The 20,671-nt window shown below is 73.2% G+C and carries 16 protein-coding genes; 6 read left to right on the top strand and 10 right to left on the bottom strand.

Translation table 11 applies throughout. The features are described from left to right. Positions 1-288: 288 nt before the first annotated feature. A complete protein-coding gene (locus Cs7R123_RS04930) occupies positions 289-2,148 on the bottom strand; it encodes a hypothetical protein (RefSeq protein WP_244871954.1) in 1,860 nt (619 codons plus the stop codon). 251 nt (positions 2,149-2,399) lie between these two features. On the opposite strand from Cs7R123_RS04930, the gene Cs7R123_RS04925 reads away from it, so the two are divergent. Together Cs7R123_RS04925 and Cs7R123_RS04920 are read left to right on the top strand one after the other, a co-directional pair. Further along, positions 2,400-3,035, top strand: a complete 636-nt coding sequence (locus tag Cs7R123_RS04925) for a hypothetical protein (protein ID WP_212823743.1) — start codon at positions 2,400-2,402, stop codon at positions 3,033-3,035. Positions 3,036-3,103: 68 nt separating this feature from the next. Further along, the gene (locus Cs7R123_RS04920; RefSeq protein ID WP_212823741.1) at positions 3,104-3,625 is read left to right on the top strand and encodes an NUDIX domain-containing protein; all 522 of its coding nucleotides are present in this window, start codon (positions 3,104-3,106) and stop codon (positions 3,623-3,625) included. On the opposite strand, the gene Cs7R123_RS04915 is transcribed toward Cs7R123_RS04920, so the two are convergent. After that, positions 3,574-4,407, bottom strand: coding sequence for an AraC family transcriptional regulator (locus tag Cs7R123_RS04915; RefSeq protein WP_212823739.1), 834 nt, complete (start codon positions 4,405-4,407; stop codon positions 3,574-3,576). The genes Cs7R123_RS04920 and Cs7R123_RS04915 overlap by 52 nt on opposite strands. Positions 4,408-4,702: 295 nt before the next feature. On the opposite strand from Cs7R123_RS04915, the gene Cs7R123_RS04910 reads away from it, so the two are divergent. Further along, a complete protein-coding gene (locus Cs7R123_RS04910; RefSeq protein WP_212823737.1) occupies positions 4,703-5,272 on the top strand; it encodes a TIGR03086 family metal-binding protein in 570 nt (189 codons plus the stop codon). A gap of 128 nt (positions 5,273-5,400) precedes the next feature. Here the strand turns inward: Cs7R123_RS04910 and Cs7R123_RS04905 are convergent, their stop codons facing one another. Next, a complete protein-coding gene (locus Cs7R123_RS04905) occupies positions 5,401-7,407 on the bottom strand; it encodes a bifunctional diguanylate cyclase/phosphodiesterase (protein WP_212823735.1) in 2,007 nt (668 codons plus the stop codon). 241 nt (positions 7,408-7,648) lie between these two features. Beyond that, positions 7,649-8,251: a hypothetical protein gene (locus Cs7R123_RS04900; RefSeq protein WP_212823734.1), complete on the bottom strand. Its 603-nt coding sequence runs from the start codon at positions 8,249-8,251 to the stop codon at positions 7,649-7,651. 194 nt (positions 8,252-8,445) lie between these two features. On the opposite strand from Cs7R123_RS04900, the gene Cs7R123_RS04895 reads away from it, so the two are divergent. Continuing rightward, a complete protein-coding gene (locus Cs7R123_RS04895; protein WP_212823732.1) occupies positions 8,446-9,609 on the top strand; it encodes an MFS transporter in 1,164 nt (387 codons plus the stop codon). 3 nt (positions 9,610-9,612) lie between these two features. Here Cs7R123_RS04895 and Cs7R123_RS04890 read toward each other — a convergent pair whose 3' ends face one another. The 5 genes from Cs7R123_RS04890 to Cs7R123_RS04870 form a co-directional block, all read right to left on the bottom strand. After that, a complete protein-coding gene (locus Cs7R123_RS04890; RefSeq protein ID WP_212823730.1) occupies positions 9,613-10,596 on the bottom strand; it encodes an NAD(P)-dependent alcohol dehydrogenase in 984 nt (327 codons plus the stop codon). Between the two features lie 265 nt (positions 10,597-10,861). Continuing rightward, on the bottom strand, positions 10,862-11,557 hold the full coding sequence (locus Cs7R123_RS04885) for a TetR/AcrR family transcriptional regulator C-terminal domain-containing protein (RefSeq protein ID WP_212823729.1): 696 nt from the start codon (positions 11,555-11,557) through the stop codon (positions 10,862-10,864). A gap of 189 nt (positions 11,558-11,746) precedes the next feature. Next, positions 11,747-12,913: a cellulose binding domain-containing protein gene (locus tag Cs7R123_RS04880; protein ID WP_212823728.1), complete on the bottom strand. Its 1,167-nt coding sequence runs from the start codon at positions 12,911-12,913 to the stop codon at positions 11,747-11,749. 76 nt (positions 12,914-12,989) lie between these two features. Then, on the bottom strand, positions 12,990-14,402 hold the full coding sequence (locus tag Cs7R123_RS04875; RefSeq protein ID WP_212823727.1) for a cellulase family glycosylhydrolase: 1,413 nt from the start codon (positions 14,400-14,402) through the stop codon (positions 12,990-12,992). A 189-nt stretch (positions 14,403-14,591) separates the two neighbouring features. After that, positions 14,592-14,975, bottom strand: a complete 384-nt coding sequence (locus Cs7R123_RS04870) for a hypothetical protein (protein ID WP_212823726.1) — start codon at positions 14,973-14,975, stop codon at positions 14,592-14,594. A 148-nt stretch (positions 14,976-15,123) separates the two neighbouring features. Between Cs7R123_RS04870 and Cs7R123_RS04865 the strand changes: the two genes are divergently transcribed. Beyond that, entirely contained in the window at positions 15,124-17,736 is a 2,613-nt protein-coding gene (locus Cs7R123_RS04865) for a cellulase family glycosylhydrolase (RefSeq protein WP_212823725.1), read from the top strand. 76 nt (positions 17,737-17,812) lie between these two features. After that, entirely contained in the window at positions 17,813-18,880 is a 1,068-nt protein-coding gene (locus Cs7R123_RS04860; protein WP_212823723.1) for a hypothetical protein, read from the top strand. A gap of 139 nt (positions 18,881-19,019) precedes the next feature. Here the strand turns inward: Cs7R123_RS04860 and argG are convergent, their stop codons facing one another. Further along, on the bottom strand, positions 19,020-20,471 hold the full coding sequence (argG, locus tag Cs7R123_RS04855; RefSeq protein WP_212823721.1) for an argininosuccinate synthase: 1,452 nt from the start codon (positions 20,469-20,471) through the stop codon (positions 19,020-19,022). Positions 20,472-20,671 lie beyond the last annotated feature (200 nt).

Here is a 20,671-nt window from a genome sequence, read left to right as displayed (position 1 = left end):
GCTGACGCTCCTCTCGGGTACGGGGGTACCGGCGCACCACGGCGCGGGCCCGGTTCGGGGCACGGCCATGTGTGAGCGTTAACATAACCGACCCGAAACCCTTTCGCAATGATCAGCTTATGTCGATGTGCAGCGCCCCATCCCGCCGGGTCATCCGCCGTACGCGGCGCAGCGTGAGGTGACGGCTCTCGGCCAAGATTCCTATTACCGCTCACATCATGATTGGTCTGCCGGTCGGAACCTTCGGTGAAGGAGCGGTTCCTCCTGCGCTGGTTCAGCCGAGCGGGGTCAGTCCTCCGCGACCACGATGACGCTGTCGGCGCCGGTGAAGGTGACCAGGTCCGCCTTTGGCGGATTGAGCACGACCCGGTCGCCGGACTCGGTGTCGGCGTGGGCGATGCGGTAGCCGATGGGCGTCTCACCGCGGCGGCGGGCCGCCTCGATCACCGTCGCGTACGTGACCGGGGTGTCCGTGGTGATGTAGTCGGCGGCGGGCTTGAGGTGGATCTCGCAGCCCTCGGGGTCGAACAGGTCGGCGAAGACTGCCTGCAGGTGCGGGTTCTCCGACAGCTGCGTCATCAGCAGGCTGATCAGCCGGGCCGAGACGATGAAGTCGTCGGCGCGGGTCACCTGGGCGACCTCGCGGTTGGAGTCGTCGTTCATCTCGGTCACGATCGAGTACGGATCGCCGAGCTGGATCTCGATGTCGCGCAGGTGCAGCAATGTCACCAGGGTGCGGTCGTCGGCGCGGTCGGGGTCGGCGCCGTCGTCGGCCAGCACCACGATGCGGCTGTAGCTGCCCGGGTCCAGGGTCTCCAGCGAGCGGCGGCTGGCCGGTTCGCACCGCTTGTAGCCGACGGTCAGGTTCTTCAGCTCGCCGAAGGCGTTCTCCGGCGGCTGCGGCGCGGCGATGTCGACGACGGACTCGGCCAGCGCGTTGCGGTCCAGCAGGCTGATGATCTTCGCGGCGCGGTCGTTCCAGCCGACGAACAGGGTGCGGTCGGGCTGGGGGCGGCCGACCGGCTCCGCGACGATCGCCGTGGCGTCGACCGGCACCGGCTCCAGCGCCGGGTCGATCAGCAGGTCGTCCTCGGCGATCACCACGATCTGGTCGCCGGCCTCGATGACGGTGTCCATCGGCGGGTTGAGGGCGACGTCGCCGTCGGCGCGGCACAGGCCGATCGGCGCGCCCAGCGCGAAGTAGTCCAGGCACTCGCCGTAGGCGCGGCCGGTCAGCCGGGGCTCGGCGCGCAGGTAGATCTCGTTGCCGGCGAAGTCGAGCAGGTCGGTGCAGACCGCCGACAACCCCGACTGGCGGTGCGACTGGGCGACCATGCGTACGGCGATGTCGTCGGCGTCGATGATGTGCGCCTGCGGGCCCCCGGCGAGCCGGGCCGCCGCCATGTTGGCCGACTCCTGGACCGCGGCGACGACGTGCGGGCGGGGCCCCAGCCAGCGGCGGTTGTTGAGCAGCAGCAGCGCCTTGATGACGTCGATGTCCGGGTCGCGGCCGGGCGGGGTCAGCACGATCACCGACCGGGCCGTGTCGAGGCTGGTCAGGTCGAGGGCGGCCCGCTTGAGCGGGCTGCCGGACCGGCAGATCACCCGGGTGCGGCCGGTGTCGCCGACCCGCGTGCGGATCTGCTCCTCCATGTCGAGCTTGTCCTGGTCGGCCAGGACCACCACCGCCGACCGGGTGCGCCCGGCGTTGGCCCGCGCCAGCTCGGCGATCACGGTGAACACCTGGTCGGACCAGCCCAGGATGACGGTGTGGCCGCGCTCGATCACCCGCGAGCGGCCGCGCCGCAGCTGGGTGATCTGGTTGTCCAGGCCGGTGGTGAGCACGCCGATCAGCGACGAGACCAGGAAGATGCCGCCGATCGTGACGACCAGCATCAGCGCCAGGAACGGGGCGCTGCCGTCGTCGGCGCCCATCGTCCCGGGGTCGAGGGTGCGCAACAGGCTCATCCACGCCACGGTCAGCCAGCCGCCTTTGGCGGCGACGTCATCGCCGCTGAGCAGCCAGGCCGCGAAGGTGACCACCAGGATCAGGGCCAGCGACGCGATGCCCAGCCAGCCGATCAGCGCCGGGGTGCCGCGGTCCATGGTGGAGTCGAACCACGACCGCAGGCGGTCGCGCCACCGCATCTTCACTTCGCCTCCTGCGCCGCTGGCTCCCGCTGACGACTTCCCAGGAGGATCCAGGCGCGCCACGACCGCAGCAAAACCTATCAACACGGTCCTGTGTGGAAAAGACGAGCAGCTCAGGTTAGGTGTCTGCGCGATGGTAGCCGGGCTTGAGCAGGTCGCGCTGTCGCGGACCCGACTGGACGATCATCGCGGCGGCGCGGGGCCATATCGTGCCTTGACCCCGACGTCTTCGCCGTGAGGAACCACCCATGCCGCACCTTCGCCTGCGCACCGGCCGCCTGCTGGTCGCGTCGGCTCTGCTGCTGAGCCCGCTGGCCGCTTGCAAGAACTCCGAGGAGCCCGCGGCCGCGCCGAGCGCGGTCACCGTGGTGAGCGAGCCGCCCGCGGCCTCGCCGAGCCCGGCGGCGGTGCCCGCCCCGACCTGCGCCGAGGTCCGCGACGCCGTGGTCCGCGGCCTGATCGACCCCTACTACGCTTTCGGCGACGCCGGGGCGCCGCTGCTGGAGGGCATGCACTCGGGAGAGGACGGCCTGGTCCTGGCCGTGCAGAAGCCGTGCGCCACCGGGGACCTCGGCGGGGAGCTCGGCACGGTCACCGTCGGCACCATCATGAGCAGCGTCGTGGACACCACCGGCCGGTTCTGGGCGGTGATGGTGTGCACCAAGCCCGCCGACCGCGCGCAGTGCATGGTGCACTTCATGCTCGACGACCGCGACCCGATCGAGTCCGTCGCCATCGCCGACAAGAAGCTCACCCTGGTCTACCTGACCCGCCCGGCGGACGGGCCGTCGGCGGGCACGTCCGTCAAGCGGACCGCCGTGTACGCCGCGAACGGCGGGAACCTCAAGGAGCTGTCGCACACCGACGAGCCGTACACGCCGTGACGCCCGCGGCCCGGCCCGCCGCGCGGTGGGCCGGGCCGCGGTTCGCGCGCTGCCGCTACGGTGAGCGCATGCCGGTGCGCCATTCACACTGCTCCTTCTGCGGCGACGCGTTCGCCCCCGACCAGCCGTGGCCGCGGCAGTGCGCCGGGTGTGCCCGGTTCACCTACCTGAACCCGACGCCGGTCGCGGTGGCCGTGCTGCCGGTCGGCGGCGGACTGCTCGGCGTGCGCCGCAGCATCCCGCCGGGCGTCGGCGAGGTCGCGCTGCCGGGCGGGTTCGTCGACATCGGCGAGTCCTGGCAGGAGGCGCTGGTGCGGGAGCTGTGGGAGGAGACGGGGGTACGGGCCGACCCGGCCGACGTCCGCCTGTACGACACGCTCAGCGCCCCGGACGGCCACCTGCTCGTGTTCGGCCTGCTGCCCGCACGTGACCTGGCCGAGCTGCCGCCGTCGGTCGCCAACGACGAGTCGGCCGGCTGGGAGGTCGTCACCGCCGCTACGCCGCTGGCGTTCAGCCTGCACACGGCCGTGGCCGAGCGCTACTTCACGAGCGGCGCGGGCGGTCCCGCCGACCGGCAGACCGCCGCGTAGGCCGCGGGCGGCATCCCGACGGCGGCGGTGAAGTCGCGCACCAGGTGCGCCTGGTCGGCATAGCCGAGCTCGTCGGCCAGCCCCGCCCAGTCGACCTGCGGCGCCGCGCGCTCCAGCGCCTCCTGGATCCGGTATCGCAGCAGCACCCACTTCGGGCCGACCCCGACCCGGTCGAGGAACAGCCGTTGCAGCGCCCGTACCGACAGCCCGGCCGCGCGGGCGACCTCGTCGACCCGGCGCAGCGACCGGTCGGTGCGGACGCGGTCGGTCACCGCCGCGGCCAGCAGCGTCGCCTCGTCCGGCAGCGGGCGCAGGTCCAGCAGCAGCCGGTCCAGGGCGCGGGCCGCCGCGTCGTCGGTGGCGGCCCCGGCCACGGCGGGCACCGCCGCCTCGGCGGCCGGGAGCACCCGTGCCAGCGGCAGCCGCCGGTCGGTCAGCGGGGCGGGGGAGCGGCCGGAGAACGGGTGGAACCCGCCCGGACGGAACTGCACCCCGCGCACCCAGCCGCGGCCGGACAGCGTGATCGAGAACGTGGCCCGCGCGATCCCGGCGACCTCGGCGGTCACGGGTGCTCCGGCATCGGCTCGCATGATCACGAGATTGACCGCCGGGTGCCCGAGCACGTGCTGCGCGTACGGCTCGGCCAGGTCCCAGTCGATGAACCAGTAGTGCTCCACCAGGTCGGCCAGGGCCGGGGCCGGGGCGGCGCGCCGGAACGCGACCTGCCGGAGCAGTGTCGCGGGGTCGACGATGCCGCGGGTGTCGCGGCGCGGCTGTCGCATTTCTTCAAGAGCTCCTGCCGGGGCCGGGTTAGCGTGGCCCGTTGACTTCCTCCCCGCCCTGAAGGACGGGGATTCCCTTGGTCGCCCTCGGGTCTTCCTGTTTCGCCGACGACTGCCCTGTCCGAGAGGTTCCTCGTTGAGGTCTTACATCGTCTCCGCAGGCTGTCACCGCCAGTCCGGCGGCCAGGGGGGACGCCGGTCCGCCCCGGCGGCGGATCGGCTTTGCCTGTCCTGCTCCGCATGGGCTCCGTTTCCTCTCCGGCCTGAAGGCCGGAATATCCACGGAAGGAATCTGATGACCATGACCGTAGCGAACCTGCTGCGCCGCAGCGCCGACGCGGCCCTGCCCGTGCTGCGCGGCATCGGCGACGACCAGCTGGATCTGCCGACCCCCTGCACCGAATACCAGGTCGGCGACCTGATCAACCACCTGTTCCTCGTCGTCGTGAACTTCCAGCACCTGGCGCGGCACGAACCGGCTGACTTCTCGGCCACCCCCGACGTGACGGGAACCGACTGGCGGGCCCGGTTCGCGGCCGAGTCCGACGCGCTGGTGGCGGCGTGGTCGCAGCCGTCGGCGCTGGAGGGCGTGTCGGCCGGGATGGGGCTGCCGCAGCCGGTGGTCGGGCAGCTGGTCCTGCTGGACCTGACCGTGCACGCCTGGGATCTCGCGGTGGCCACGGGGCAGCCGTACCGGCCGGACGCCGACGCGGTGGCCCGGCTGGGCGAGCTGGTCGAGATGATGGACGAGCAGGCTCGCGCGATGAAGGTGTTCGGCGACGAGGTCGCGGTGCCCGACGGCGCGGACCCGTTCACCCGGCTGCTGGGCCGCGCCGGTCGCGACCCCGGCTGGTCGCCCGCATAACCCAGCTGCACGGTAGGCGAGGCGAAAAGGCCCAAGATCAGCCGAGTTGCCGGGCAATCGGGCTTATCGTGACCTGCGGAGTGCCCGATTGCCCGGCAACTCGGCTTCTCGGCGGTCGAGCTGGCTTCTCATCGGGTGGCGCAGGCGGTGGCGAGGCGGGGCTGGTGGGGCGGGTCGGCGGGACGGGTGGCGGTGGTCGCGGCGACCAGCGCCGGGATCTCGGCGGCGGGGACGGCGCGCGACAGCAGCCAGCCCTGCATCAGGCCGCAGCCCGCGGTGCGCAGCTGGCGGCGGGTCTGCTCGTCCTCGATACCCTCGGCGACGGTACGCAGCCCCAGCTTGCGGGCCAGCGCGATGACCGAGGTGACGATGGCGTCGTCGTGGCGGTTGCCGGCCATCCCGGCCACGAACGACCGGTCGATCTTGATCTCGTCGAGCGGGATGCGCCGCAGGTGCTGCAGTGACGAGAAGCCGGTGCCGAAGTCGTCCAGGGCCAGGCCGACGCCGACGTCGCGCAGCGCGGTGACGGTCCGCATGGCGCGGGTCGGGTCGGACATGAGCGCGCTCTCGGTGATCTCCAGCTGGACCGCCCCGGCGGGCAGCCGGTGCGCGGCCAGGCTGCGCCGCAGCGACGCGACCAGGTCGTCGCGGAACAGGTCGCGGATGCTGACGTTGACCGAGGTGCGCAGGTCCATGCCGTCGGCGCGCCAGCGCGCCGTCTGCGCGAAGGCGTCGTCGAGGACGCGGTCGGTGAGCTGGTGCATCACCGGGCTGTGCTCGATCATGGCGATCAGCGCGTCCGGCGGCACGGGGCGCCCGTCCGGGCCGGTCCAGCGCAGCAGCGCCTCGACGCCGACGATCCGGCCGGTGGCCAGGTCGGCCTGCGGCTGGTAGTGCAGCGCGACGGCCTGCCGGTCCTTGGTGGTGACCGCGTGCCGGACCTGGTCGAGGACCTCCAGCCGCTGGGCGTGGCGGTCGGTGCCGGGCTGGTACAGCGCGACGCCGGCATGGTCGCGCTTGGCGTCGTACATGGCGATGTCGGCGTGGCGCATGAGGGCGGCGAAGTCGCACCCGTGCTGGGGGCTGACCGCGACGCCGACCGCCGCGGCGACCTCGACCTCCAGGCCGCCGAGCTGCACCGGGCCGTTGACGGCGGCGCTGATCTGCTCGGCGGTCTGCTGGGCGGTCGCGGTGTCGGCCTCGCGCAGCAGCACGCCGAACTCGTCGCCGCCGAGGCGGGCCGCGAGCGCGCCGTCGGGCAGCGCGTCGGTCAGCCGCCTGGCGACGGCGGTGAGCATCTGGTCGCCGGTGTCGTGGCCGAGGGCGTCGTTGACGTACTTGAAGCCGTCGAGGTCCATCAGCAGCAGGGACGGGCCGCGCCGGTGGCGCGGGCGCTCGGCGCGGGTGCTGGCGAACGCGGCCTGGAGGCTGGCCCGGTTGCCGAGGCCGGTGAGGGCGTCGGTATGGGCGGCGCGCTGGCGGTCCTGGGACAGCCGGGCCATCCGCTGCACCGCGTACAGCGGGATGATCACCAGGGGCACGAAGCCGAGGCTGACATGGCCGGTGACGGCGAGCACCGGGCTGAGCATGGTCAGCGCGGTCAGGTGGACCACGGGGTCGCGCAGGCCGGCGAGCCGCTCGCGGATGCCGCCGAGGCCGCCGGCCTGCGGGGCGGTGGCCAGCACGGTCCAGCCGTAGACGGCGGTGAAGACCAGCGAGGCGATGGTGACCGCGGCGGTGTCGTTGGCCAGGTCGGTCAGCGAGCCGCTGTGGAACGGGTCGGGTTCGCCGATGAGCAGCACGACGTATGCCGCGCCGAGCGCGCAGGTGAACCGGGCGGCGCTGAGCACCGCCTCGGGCAGGCTCTGGCGGGCGCGTACGGCGATGATCGCGACGGTGAGGGTCTGCACCGCGATCGCGGGGCCGAGGTCCCAGCACAGCAGTATCGCGAAGGTGAAGCACAGCGACGGGCTGACCACCATGCCGCGCACCGGCCTGGTGGTGGGCAGGTAGGTGACCGCGGCGGCGGCCAGCGCCAGCACCGTCATGACCCAGAACGGAACCTTGTGCAGGGCGGGCTGGATCTGGTCGAACGTGATCGCGGCCAGGATGACCGCGGTCGCGGTGAGGCCCACCGGTATGGCCGCCCGGCGTGCGGCTGTCGTCCGTTGCGTGCGTGGCGTAAGCGCCACAGACAGCGGAGTCACATCGCCTCCTCCGGCGTCGGCTGGTGACACACGAGCCGCCAGCCTATCCGACATAAGCGAGAAAGCGAGCAAATCACGCGTACCGGATATTTATTCCCATGACCGGAAGTTTCCAGTTCAGGGTGCGGCGCGCGGCCCGGCGGCGGGGGCCACCGGGCCGCGCGACCGGTCACGGCAGTGTGTACTGGACCCAGTACTGGCCGCCGTCGCCGACGTAGTGGGCCCACGAGCCGCCCGCCGACGCGCTGCCGGTCGCCGTGGCGACCAGGTCGTCGTTGGTCAGGTACATGTCCGTCGTGGACCGCAGCGTGCTGCGCAGCTCCGACAGCATCGTGGACTGCGACTTCCAGAACGAGATCTGGTACTGGTTGTACATGTTGTTGCCGATGCTGGTGATCTCGGACGCGGTGAGGTCGTTGCCGTCGTCCTCCTCCAGCATCAGCGACACGATGATCCAGCCGCTGCCGACGCCGCTGACGACCGCGCCGTTCGGGTGGTAGATGTCGCCGGTGGCGACCGCGTTGTCCCAGGCGCCGGGGCCCCACTTGCCGAACGCGGTGGCGTTGGGGTTGGTCGTGCTGGCGGCGAAGACCACGAAGTACGGGCTGTCGTCGCCGATCTCGTCGGTCTCCTCGTCGCACTGGACGGTGGCGACCCGCAGGGTGCTGGCGGCGTGCGCGGGCACCGCCGCGGCCAGGCCGCCCGCGACCGCGACGCCGGTGAACGCGCCGAGCAGGCCGATCCGGCGGGTGAGCCGGGTGAGCGTGGACATGGGACTCCGTTCCGCCGCGGCGGGTGGCTGCCGTGGCTGACAGGGGACGGGCCGGTGATCCCGGCCGCGGCCACAGCCAACGCCGCGGTGGCTGTCACGCGGTTGTGGCAGGGTTGTGGCCGACTCGAACGCGCGGCGGCCACCAGGCGGTATCGGGTTTGCGCCCGCGCGCGGCACCCGTACAAGATCGGCGCGTGGAACGGAACCCGTGGCCCTGGCCGTCACTGCTGCTGCTCAGCTCCGCCGTGTTCGTGTCGGTGACCACCGAGCTGGTCCCGACCGGGCTGCTGCTGGGCATGAGCCGGGACCTGGGCGTGTCGCCGTCGCGGCTCGGGCTCCTGGTCACCGGGTACGCGGCGATGGTCGCGCTGTTCGCCGCCCCGCTGGGCACCCTCACCGCCCGGCTGCCCCGGCGTGAACTGCTGGTCGCGGCGCTGGCGGCGTACACGGCCAGCAACGCGGTCATGCTGGTGGCGCCGAACTACCCGGTCGCCTTCGGGGCGCGGCTGCTGGGCGGGATCACCCACGGGCTGTTCTGGGCGGTGGTGGGCGGGTTCGCCGCGCGGCTGGTCAGCCCGGACCGGGTGGGCCGCGCGGTCACCGTGGTGTCGGCCGGGGGCGGCATGGCGGTGCTGATCGGCGTGCCCGCCGGGACTAGCCTCGGCACCGCGCTGGGCTGGCGGGCCGCGTTCGGGCTGCTGACCGCCGTCGCGGTCGGGCTCACGCTGCTGGCGTGGCGACTGCTGCCGCAGGTGCCGGGCAGCACCGCCGCGGTGCGTACGCCAATGCGGGCGGTGCTGCGGCTGCCGAGCTTCCCGCCGGTCGTGGCGATGACCGCGGTGACGATGCTCGGCGCGTACCTGATGATCACCTATACGGCGCCGCTGCTGCACCGCGCGGGCCTGGCCGAGACCCAGCTCGCGCCGGTGCTGCTGGCCAACGGCCTGGCCGGGACGCTGATGCTGCCGGTGGCCGGCTGGGTGGCCGACCGCCGGCTGCGCATCGGGGTCGTGGCCGCGGGCGGCCTGCTGCTGGCGGGGCTGGTGCTGCTGTGGTGGCAGGGGACCGCGATGTGGGCGGCGATCACCGCGGTGGTGCTGTTCGGGTTCGGCATGGGCCTGCTGCCGATCTTCATGCAGGCCCTGACGCTGCGGGTGGCGCCGGAGCACACCGAGCAGGCGTCGGGCATCAACGCCAGCGCGTACAACGTCGGGGTGGCCGGTGGGGCGCTGATCGGGGCGTTCGCGCTGGACACGTGGGGCCTGGGCGGGATCGCGCCGCTCGGGGTGCTGCTGGTCGCGGCCGGGATGGCCGTGTACGTGGTCGGTTCGCGGCGGACCGGGCTCGCCGCCGGGTAGCGCTCAGCCGACCGCGACGACGACCTTGCCGGGCGCGTGCCCCCGCTCGACGAAGTCGACCGCCTCGGGCAGCTCGGCGAACGGGTACCGCCGCGCGATGACCGGGCTGACCTTGCCGCTGTCGCACAGTTCGGTGAGCTCCCGCAGGTCGCGGGCGCTGGCGGCGCCGATGCCGAAGGCGGTGGCGGCCACGGGCCGGCGGGCCAGCCTGCCCATCAGCTGGGCGGCGACGAGGTGGTCGATGGGCCGGACCCAGCGCCCGGCCACGCCGCCGACCACGACGTAGGTGCCGCCGGGCCGCAGCACCCGGCGCGCCGACCACACCGACGGGCTGCCCGCCACGTCCAGCAGCGCGTCGAAGCCGCGGGCGGCGCGGGTGAAGTCCTGGGCGGTGTAGTCGATCACGTGCGTGGCGCCGAGGGAGCGGACCAGGTCGGCGTTGCGGCCGCTGCACACCCCGACCACCTCGGCCCCCATGGCGCACGCCAGCTGCACGGCGAACGTGCCGACCCCGCCGGACGCGCCGTTGACCAGGATCCGGTGCCCGGCGGCGATCTTGGCGTCGCGCAGCGCCACCAGCGCGGTCACCGCCGCCATCGGCAGCGCGGCGGCCTGCTCGAAGCTCAGGCTGCGCGGCCTGGGCGCCAGGTTGGCGGCCGGGACGCGGGCGTACTCGGCGTAGGAGCCGTTGCGGACCAGGGCGTAGACCTCGTCGCCGGGGCGCCACCCGGTGACGCCGGGGCCGACCGCCGCGATCTCGCCCGCGAGGTCGCAGCCGAGGACGGACCGGTTCGGGCGGCGGCCGAGGCCCTTGTCCAGGTATCGCGCGACGACCGGCTCGCCGCGCATGTGGTGCCAGTCGTACGGGTTGACCGAGGTGGCCCGGACCCGCACCAGCACCTCCCCGTCCCCGGGGACGGGCGTCTCGACCTCGGTGAGCCGCAGATTCTCCGCCGGCCCGAACTCGCTGAGCACATACGCCTTCATCGATCACTCCAAACCTTACGCCGTAAGTCTCCCTTACGCCGTAAGGTAGCCTTACAGCGTAAGGGAGTCAAGCGGGTGCTTGAGGGGTGAGCGAGGTGACCGGAAGCCGTGATCTTCGTGGGGAACCGGTGGGTGATCGCGGTTTGCGGTCAGAACATGGCCTCAAACGCGATGATCGGACCGCAAACCGCGATCATGTCCCCACGCGCCCAGGCCGACCCGCGCCGACCCGCGCCGACCCGCGCCGATCCAGGCCGACCCGCGCTCAGCGGCGGCGGTCGAGGCCCTCCAGGAGCAGGTCGAGGCCGAATTCGAACTCGCTCTGGTCGTCGCACCAGCCCAGCGTCGAATCAGGATCGTCGTGGGCGACCTCGGCCAGCATCCCCATCAGGTTCGGCAGCCGGGGCGCCATGCCGACCACGACCGGGTCCGGCTCACCGTCGGCCGGCCCGTCGTTCGGGCTGAACAGCTCCTGGCTGAAGCCCAGCGCACGGCTGCCCAGCGCGTGCATGGCGTGGTGGGCCAGGTCGTTGGAGAAGCCCCCGGCGCGCATGATGCCGATCAGGCCGTCGAAGTACAGCAGCACCTGCGGGCTGGTCGCCGTACGCGATGCGAACACCGCCGGGGCCCATCGGTGGCGCAGCAGCACCTGCCGCGCGGTGAGGATGCGCCGGCGCGCCGCGCTCTTCCAGGCCGCGCCGTCCACCGGTGCGTCGACCCGGTCCACGGCGGCGTTGATGTCGGCGGTGATCACGTCGACCACGCCGTCGAGGACCTGATCCTTGTTGGCCACGTGGTGGTAGAGGGACATCGCCTCGGCGCCGAGCTCCTCGGCCAGCCGCCGCATCGTCACGGCGGCGATGCCGCCCTCGTCGGCGAGCTTGATCGCGGCCCGCAGCACCAGGTCCCGGCTCAGCGGGGCCCGCGCCTCCACGCCCCTGCCACGGCCAGCCACCGGCATCAGACCCTTCGCTCCCAGGTCGCAGGCCGCGCGGCCGAACCCGACTACGCGACCTTACCGGCTCGGGCCGCGACCGAGGCGGCCGCGGGGCGCACCACATGCTGCGCGGGTTACACCTCCTGCGGTGTGACGACACCACAGGAGGTGTAACCCGCGGCATGGCATGCCGGCCGAGCCGGGCTGTCCGGCTCAGCCGGCGGTGCAGCGTACGGCGGGGATCTCGTTGGCGGTGTTGTTCCAGTTCGCGAGGAACCCGAAGGTGGTCGACGCGCCCGCGGCCAGGGTGCCGTTGTAGGTCACGTTGCGGGCGGTGACGGCTGCTCCGCTCTGGACCAGCGTGGTGTTCCACGACTGGGTCACCTGCTGGCCGTTGGCGTACGAGAAGGCGACCGTCCATGCCGAGATGCCGCTCGTGCCGGAGTTGCGCACGCTCACCTCGCCCTGGAACGCCCCGCCCCACTGCGACGTGATCTGGTAGGTCGCGGCGCAGGCGCCGCCCGCCGACGGGCTGGGGCTGGCCGACGGCGAGCTGCTGGGCTTCGGTGAGGGGCTGGGCGACGCGCTCGGCGACGCGGACGGGCTGGGCGAGGCCGACCGGCTGGGGGAGGCGCTGGCCGAGGGCGAGGGCGGCACCCCGCCGTCGAGCACGCGCGCCAGTGCCGGATACCACCGGGCGGCCATCTTCTGGAAGCCGCCGGTGTTGGGGTGCACGCCGTCGCCGGTGTCGGCGGCGGCGTCGAAGCCGGTCCACTGGTCCACGACCGTGATCGGCGACTGGGCCGTGGTCAGCCCGGCGGCCCAGCCCGGGATCGCGCTGTCGAACTCGACGATGTCGGCCGGGCAGGTGGAGCAGGCGGCGGCGGTCATCGGGATGATCTGCGCGACCAGGATCTTGACGTTCGCGTTGGCGGCCCGCATCTGGCCGACCAGTTTCGTGAACGCGGTCAGCTTCGTCGCGGTCGGGATGTAGTGGCCCCACATGTCGTTGGTGCCCAGGTGCACCAGGACGATGTCCGGCCGGGCCGCGGCCAGCCAGGGCGGGAGCTGGTTGTTGTCGGCGATGCCGGTGGCCGAGTAGCCGCCGTGGCCCTCGTGGTCGAAGTCGTAGGAGTAGCCCGGGTTGCAACCGCCGCCGTCGGACACGCCGCCGACGAAGTCGATGTTGGTGTATCCGGCGGTCTGGAGCTGGTGCCAGAGCATGGCCCGCCAGCAGCCGGGCCCGGCGGTGATCGAGTCGCCCAGCGGCATGATCCGCACCGGCGCCGGGGCGGCCGACAGCGCGGGGTGGGCGACGGTGACGGCGACCGCGGCGAGCACCGCGGCCAGGATCGCGTACAGGAAGGATCTGCGGAACATGACAGCTCCTCAGCGAAGTGGTCGGGACGGCGCGGGCGGGCCGGGCACTGCGCCCCGGCCCGCCCGCGGTCGTGGTTCAGCTGGCGGTGCAGGTCACCGCGGGGACGCTGTTGGTGCCGGTGGATGACCCGAGGAAGCCGAAGCTGGTGCTCGTGCCCGCCGCGAGGCTGCCGTTGTAGCTGACGTTGCGCGCGGTCACCGCCGCTCCGCTGCTGGTCACCGTCGCGCTCCAGAACTGCGTGACGGCCTGCCCGTTGGCGTAGGTCCAGTTCGCGGTCCAGCCGGTGATCGCCGATGCTCCGGCGGTCACCTTGACCTCGGCCTGGAACCCGCCCGGCCACGAGTTGGTGATCGTGTACACGGCGGTGCAGGTGCGCCCGCCCGGCGACGGGCTGGCCGACCGGGACGGGCTGGCCGACGGCGACGGGCTGGCCGACCGCGACGGGCTGGCCGACGGCGACGGGCTGGCCGAGCGCGACGGGCTGGCCGACGCCGACGGGCTCGGCGAGGAGGTGCCGCCGTAGATCGTGGCCTCCTTCGCGGTGGCCGTGATGCCGTTGGGCCCGTTGAAGATCCGCAGGCCCCAGGTGGTGAGCTGGCTGGCGTCGAAGTTGTTGGTCATGTCCAGGTACGGGTCGTTGTTGCCCGCCCAGGACCAGCCCAGGTAGCCCAGGCCCCGGGCGTTCGCCTCGGCGATCAGGGTCTGGTCGTCGACGTTGCTGGACGAGCGCTGCCAGCCGAACTCACCGATCACCAGGGGCCAGCCGTTGGTCTGGAACCGGTTGAGGTAGTCGGTGATCGCGGTGGCGGTGTTGAAGACGTCGTACATGTGGATCGACAGCACGGTGTTGTGCTTGCTGTCGGCGTCCAGCACGGTCTGGGCGTTGTCGCGCATCACGTACTGCCAGTCCTGGCCCCAGTTCGGGGCGTCGACCATCAGCAGGTGCTCGAAGCCGTTGGTGCGCAGCTTCTGGATCGCGGCGACGGTCGCGGCGGTCCACTGGCCCGGGTTGGTGTTGCCGATCGGCTCGTTGCCGATGTTGATGACGACGTAGCTCTCCTGGCCGACCAGGTTCGCCTTCTGGCTGATCCAGTAGTTGACGGCCTCGTCGAGGGTGGCGGCGGCGCCGTCCTCGCCGTACCCGGTGGTGTCGTGCACCTCCAGGACGCAGATCAGCTTGTTCTGCTTGCACAGGGTGATGATGTTCGGGACGTCGGTGGACGGTCCCCACCGCTTGCCGCTGCCGAGCACGACGCGGACGGTGTTGGCGCCCTTGGCCTTGATGTTGGCGAACGAGCCGGTCTGGCCGGTGAACCACACGTGCTCGTGGTTGACCCCGCGCATGATGAACTTCTGGCCGTTGGCCTCGACGATGTCGCGGCCGCTGATGTGCAGGCCGACGGCGGCGTTGGCGGGACTGGCCGATACGAGTACGGCGGCGACGAAGGCCACGATGGCCGTGACGATCGCGGTGAGCAGTCTTCTCATGACCTACCTCAGGCAGGAAGGCCCCAGGACAGGGGCGGTGACGATGACGGTTCGAAGGCGTGAACGCCTGACCGCTGGTCGCTGCCCAACTCACCCGCGCGGAAGCCAGCCTAGGTGTATTCGTTTAGACATGCAACTATAACCATCGAGCGGTGTCTCAGCCCTGGCCGGGCTGCCGCACGTCGCGGCTCAGGTCGTCGGCGGGTCCTGCGGCGCGGGCTTGCGCAGGAGGAAGCCCAGGCCGTTGCGCACCGCGTCGACCGCGACCGCCCCGGCCACCCCCAGCACCAGCCAGCGGCCCAGCTCGCTGGCGGTCACCGCGTTCCACAGCGCCAGGCCCGGCCGCGCGAGCAGCCCGGCCAGCCGGGCGAACAGGCCGCTGACCGCGTCATCGCCGAAGAAGTCGCCCAGGTGCGCGGCCAGGGCGTCCGCCGACAGCCGGGCGCCGGAGTCCCACCATGCGCCGAGGTCGTCATCGCCGGGCCGCCCGAATCCGAACGCGACGACCAGCGACGCCAGCATCGCCAGTGCCAGCACGCGCAGCACGGCCCGGGAACGGGGGGTCATCGCCATGGCCACGAGTATGGCGTCCCCGCCACACCGGGGCAGGCCCCGGTGTCCACCCGACCGTTCGGCCACCGGTCGGATCGCAACGGTGTGGGGCACCGGGCCGAACGGCTGCTGGAAGCGCCCGCAGAGGCGAATAAGATTCGCGATCACTATGGCCGCACTCACCTCCCCGCGCCCCGCCTCCGGGCGCACGCCGTTGCCCCACCGCCCCGAGCTGCGCGCCTGCGCCGCAGCAGTCCTGGCCGTCCTCGCCGTCGTCGCGGCGGCCGCCGTATGGGATCCGAGCGGACTGCTCGCGCCCGTCGGCGGCAGCGGGCTGCCCCTGGCCGGGACGGGAGGCGTCTACCGCTGGGCGCCGCTGGCCGTAGGGCTGCCGGTCCTGCTCCTGGGCACGGGCCTGCCGATCGCGGTGCTCGGCCGCGCGTCCCGCCGGGTCTTCCTGGTCGCATGGACGGCCGTGGTGGGCGCCGCCGCGACGGCCGCCGCCGCGACCGGCACGGCAGCCGTGATCCCGCTGCTGGACCAGCACCTGCCGGTCGGCGCCGCGCTGCGGTTCACGTTCGCCACCAGCGGCTTCGCGGCCATGAAGTTCCTGCTCGCCGGACCGCTGGTCGCCGCCGCGGCCGCGCTGGCGCACCGCGTCGGCCCGCGCCCCGCCCCGGACGGCCCGGCCGCGACCGGCCCGGCCGTGGCGACCGGCCCGGCCGTGGCGACCGGCCCGGCCGTGGCGACCGGCCCGGCCGTGGCCACCATGTTCGCCGTGGTGACACTGGTCGCGGCCGGGTTCGGGGCACGCTGGTGGCGGGGCGGGCCCGTCGGCTACGCCTTCACCGGGCCCCTGATCGCGCCCACCGCGAGCGCCGGGATCGCCGGGTTCCTCGCCGGAACCGCGCTGTTCCTGGGCGCCTTCGCCCTGGCCGTACGCGCGCTGCACCGCAGGGTCGCGCACCCGGCCGCGCCGCTGCCCGCCGCCGCGGCCACCTGGCTGGCCGCGATCGTCGCCGGGCTGGTCCTCGGTCTCGTCGACGCCGCCATGGCCGCGCTGCCGGTCTCGGCCCGGCTCGACCACGCGGGCGCCGACGACTGGTGGATCGCGACCACCCTGCTCAGCATCGGCACCGGCCTCGGCTACGGCGCCACCGTCGGCCTGCTGGCCGCGACCGCCACCGGCCTGCTGCGGCGGCGGGGCCGCGTACCGGCGCAGCCGCGCCGCACGCCGCGCCACCGCCTCGCCGACGCCGTGCTCGCCGTGGTGCTCGTGGCGGTCGCGCTGGCCACCGGCACCGCCGCCGCGCCCGGCCCTGACGCGGGCGCCCCGGTGGCGGCCGCCGGCGGCATGGCGCGCCTGCGGCTGCTGCCCGCCCCCGACCAGGCGCAGCCGCCGGTCATCGGGGACGAGACCGGCCGCCAGGTGATCCTGCGCGGCGTCAACGTGAACCAGTTGATCGACTACTACCTGCGCGATCCGGCCGTCCCGGCGGTCGCGCCGCTGACCGACGCCGACTTCGCCCAGATGGCGGCGATGGGCTTCAACGTCGTACGGCTGGGCATGTCCTGGTCGCGGCTCGAACCGCAGCGCGGCGTGCTCGACCAGGCGTACCTGGACCAGATCGCGGCAGCGGTCGCCTCGGCCAAGGCGCACGGCCTGTACACCGTGCTCGACATGCACTCCGACGCCTGGGGCAACGCGCTGGCCGCGCCCGGCGAGCAGTGCGGGGGCGGCACCTCGCCGACCACCGGCTGGGACGGCGCGCCCGCCTGGGCCACCGTCACCGACGGCACGCTGCACTGCCAGTTCATGGCCCGGGACCTGGCCCCGGCGGTCGCCACGGCGTACGGGAACTTCTACACCGACCGCGACGGCATCCAGAGCGAACTGGTGCGCACCTGGGCGTTCGTGGCCCGCCGGTTCGCCGGGGAGTCCGCCGTGGCCGGCTTCGACCTGCTGAACGAACCCGGCATCGGGGCGAATCCGCCGGTCAGCTCCGGACTGCTGCTCGGCCGGTACTACGACGCCGCCATCACGGCTATCCGCGAGGCCGAGCGCGCCGGTGGGGGATACCCCCACCTGGTCTTCTTCGAACCGAGCGTGCTCTGGTCCGGGCTGGCCTTCGACGTGACCCCGCCGCCCGGCTTCACCGCCGACCGCGACCTCGTCTTCGCGCCCCACCCCTACAGCGAGTCGATCACGATGGACCAGGGCCTCGGGTTCACCATCGCCTCCATCGAGCGCAACCTCGCCGTCTCCGCCCGCGCCGCCGCCGCCTACGGCGCCGCGCTGTGGGCCGGGGAGTGGGGCTGGTTCGGCGATCCGGACGTGGACGGGGCGAAGGTGCGGCGGTTCGCCGCCGCCCAGGACCGGCTCGGCATCGGCGGCGCGTTCTGGGTGTGGCGGCAGGGCTGCGGCTCGCCGGAGACCGGCCCCGACGCAGAGGCCTCGGGCAACCTGGTCCGCGTCGACTGCCACGGGTCCACCGTGTACGCCCCGCGGCCGGGGTTCGCCCGGCCGCTGTCGCGGGCTTACCCGCGCGCGTTCCCGGGCCGGCTGGACCGGCTGGAGTCCGACCCGGCCGGGGCCGGGCTGGTGTTCACCGCGACCGCCGCCGACGGCGGCGACTGCCACCTGGACGTGTGGGTGCCCGGCGACGCGAAGCCGCACCTGAGCGCCGACGGCGTACGCGACGCGGCGATGGTGCAGGTCCCGGGCGGCTGGCAGGTCACCGGGTGCGCCACCGGCACGTACACGGTCACGGTCGTGCCCTGACCCCGGCGGCGGGCGGCGTCCCCGGCGCCGCCCGCCGCCGATGGCCAGATTCGCCTTCAAGGTCCACCATGGACCGATGAGCGAACCCACCCCCGCCCCGTTCTCCCCGCCGTGGCCGCCGCCGCCCGTCGCGCCGGTGCGCTCGCCCGGCCGCCGGGCGCTGCTCGCGCACGGCGTCTGGGAGGCGCTGCTGGCCGTCGCCGCCCTCGGCGTGACCGCGTACGTGGCGATCGGCTACCCCTCCAGCCTCGCCCTGACCAATCTGCTGGCGATCGCCGGCACCGCCGGGCTGGCCGCCTCGGCGATGTCGCTGTCGCTGCGCACCGGCACCCCGAACCTGTCGCTCGGCGCGCTGGTGGTCGTCGCGAGCACCATCACGGCGCAGGCGATGACCGACGACACCCCGATCGTGGTGGCCGCGCTGCTGGGGGTCGCCGCCGCCACCGTCATCGGGCTGGTGAGCGGGCTGGTGGTCGCGTTGCTGTCGGTGCCGTCCTGGGCGGCGACGCTCGGCGTCGGCGCGGCGGCCGACGCGATCGTGCTCGCCACGACCGAGGGCCAGATGGTGCCCGCCACCGCGTTCGACCTGCGCGAGGGCTGGGTGTGGTTCGTGCTGTTCGTGCTGGTCACGTTGGTCGGCGGGGCGCTGTGGCTGATCCCGGGGGTGCGGTCGCGGCTGAGTGCCGACCGGGGTCCGGCCCGGATCACGGGCGGCTGGGCCGGGTTCGGCCCCGGCCTGGGCGCCGTGGTCGGGCTGACCGGGTCCGGGCTGCTCGCCGGGATCGTCGGGGTGGCGATGACCGCCCGGCTCAACAGCAGCTTCCCGGTGGGCAGCGGCGCCACGCTGACCCTGGGCGCGCTGGGGGTGGCGCTGCTGGGCGGGGTCAGCCTGTTCGGGCGGCGCGGCGGGGTCACCGGCACGCTGTTCGCCGCGCTGCTGGTCACCGGTGTCGGGCAGATCCTGCTCCTGGAGGGTGCGGCGTTCTGGCTCCAGCTGCTGCTGTACGCCGTGGCCGTCCTGCTGGGCGCCGCCGTCACCCGCGCGATCGAGTCCATCACCGGCCCCCCGCCCCAGCCCCCGTCCCTGCCCGCCCCGGCCGACCCGTTCAAGGTCGGCCAAGTTGCCGGGCAATCGGGCGAATAAGTCCCCAAGATACGGCCGACTGCCCGGCAACTTGCGCGATCTTGAACGGGTCGCCCGGGACGGTGGGGAAACGGCGACGGCGCGGTGCGCGGCTCAGGGGCCGTGCGCCGCGCCGTCGGCGCGTGGTGCGTGACGCGGGTCAGTCGGTGCCGGACTCCATCGCCGAGACGCCGAGCAGGCCCTCGTCGCTGGCCTCCTGGCCCCGGTCGGCGATCGCCTCGGCGCCGCCCTCGGGCAGCACGCCGATCAGCTCGGTGGTGCCCTGCGGGGGTCCGGCGGTCAGGGCCGCGTGCTGGCTGCTGCCGACGATCCCGAGGCGGGCGTACTGCTCCAGCTTGGCGCGCGAGTCGGCGATGTCGAGGTTGCGCATGGTCAGCTGGCCGATCCGGTCGACCGGGCCGAACGCGGCGTCCTCGGTGCGCTCCATGGACAGCTTGTCCGGGTGGTAGCTCAGCGCCGGGCCGGTGGTGTCCAGGATGGAGTAGTCCTCGCCCCGGCGCAGCCGCAGCGTCACCTCGCCGGTGACGGCCGAGCCGACCCAGCGCTGGAGCGACTCGCGCAGCATGAGCGCCTGCGGGTCCAGCCAGCGGCCCTCGTACAGCAGGCGGCCCAGGCGGCGGCCCTCGGCGTGGTACGCCGCGATGGTGTCCTCGTTGTGGATCGCGTTGACCAGCCGCTCGTACGCGGCGTGCAGCAGGGCCATGCCCGGGGCCTCGTAGATGCCCCGGCTCTTGGCCTCGATGATCCGGTTCTCGATCTGGTCGGACATGCCCAGGCCGTGGCGGCCGCCGATGGCGTTGGCCTCCAGCACCAGCTCGACGGCGGTGCCGAACTCCTTGCCGTTGATGGTGACCGGGCGGCCCTGCTCGAAGCCGATGACGACGTCCTCGGGCAGGATCTCCACGGACTGGTCCCAGTGCCGCACGCCCATGATCGGATCGACGATCTCGATGCCGGTGTCGAGCAGTTCGAGGGACTTGGCCTCGTGGGTGGCGCCCCAGATGTTGGCGTCGGTGGAGTATGCCTTCTCGGTGCTGTCGCGGTAGGGCAGCCCGTGGGCCAGCAGCCACTCCGACATCTCCTTGCGGCCGCCGAGCTCGGCGACGAACTGCGCGTCCAGCCACGGCTTGTAGATGCGCAGCGACGGGTTGGCCAGCAGGCCGTAGCGGTAGAACCGCTCGATGTCGTTGCCCTTGAAGGTGGAGCCGTCGCCCCAGATCTGCACGCCGTCCTCGAGCATCGCGCGCACCAGCAGGGTGCCGGTGACGGCGCGGCCCAGCGGCGTGGTGTTGAAGTAGGCGCGGCCGCCGGAGCGGATGTGGAACGCGCCGCAGGCCAGGGCCGCCAGGCCCTCCTCGACGAGGGCGGTCTTGCAGTCGACCAGCCGGGCGAGCTCGGCACCGTACGCGGCGGCGCGTCCCGGGACGGACTCGATGTCGGGTTCGTCGGCCTGCCCGATGTCTGCGGTGTAGGTGCAGGGCACCGCTCCCTTCTCGCGCATCCACGCGACAGCTACGGAGGTATCGAGGCCGCCGGAGAAGGCGATTCCGACGTGTTCGCCGACAGGAAGGGAGGTGAGTACCTTGGACACGCAGGAAGTATATGCATGGCGAGGCATTGTTATGCAACCCGCCGTGCCCTGCCTCACCCGATCGGGGTCGGAGCGCCCGACGGGCGCTGCCGGCGGGCGGCGGGTGGCGGGCGGCGGAAAAGGGTTGGCCAGCGGCGGCGGCGGGGCCATAGCATCGGCGGGCCGGGTCGGCTCCCAGGTGCGCTTCCTTCTCGTACTCT

It is taken from the genome of Catellatospora sp. TT07R-123 (assembly GCF_018327705.1).
In the GTDB taxonomy this organism is placed as follows: Bacteria; Actinomycetota; Actinomycetes; order Mycobacteriales; family Micromonosporaceae; genus Catellatospora.
This window is presented reverse-complemented; position numbering and strand designations above follow the sequence as displayed.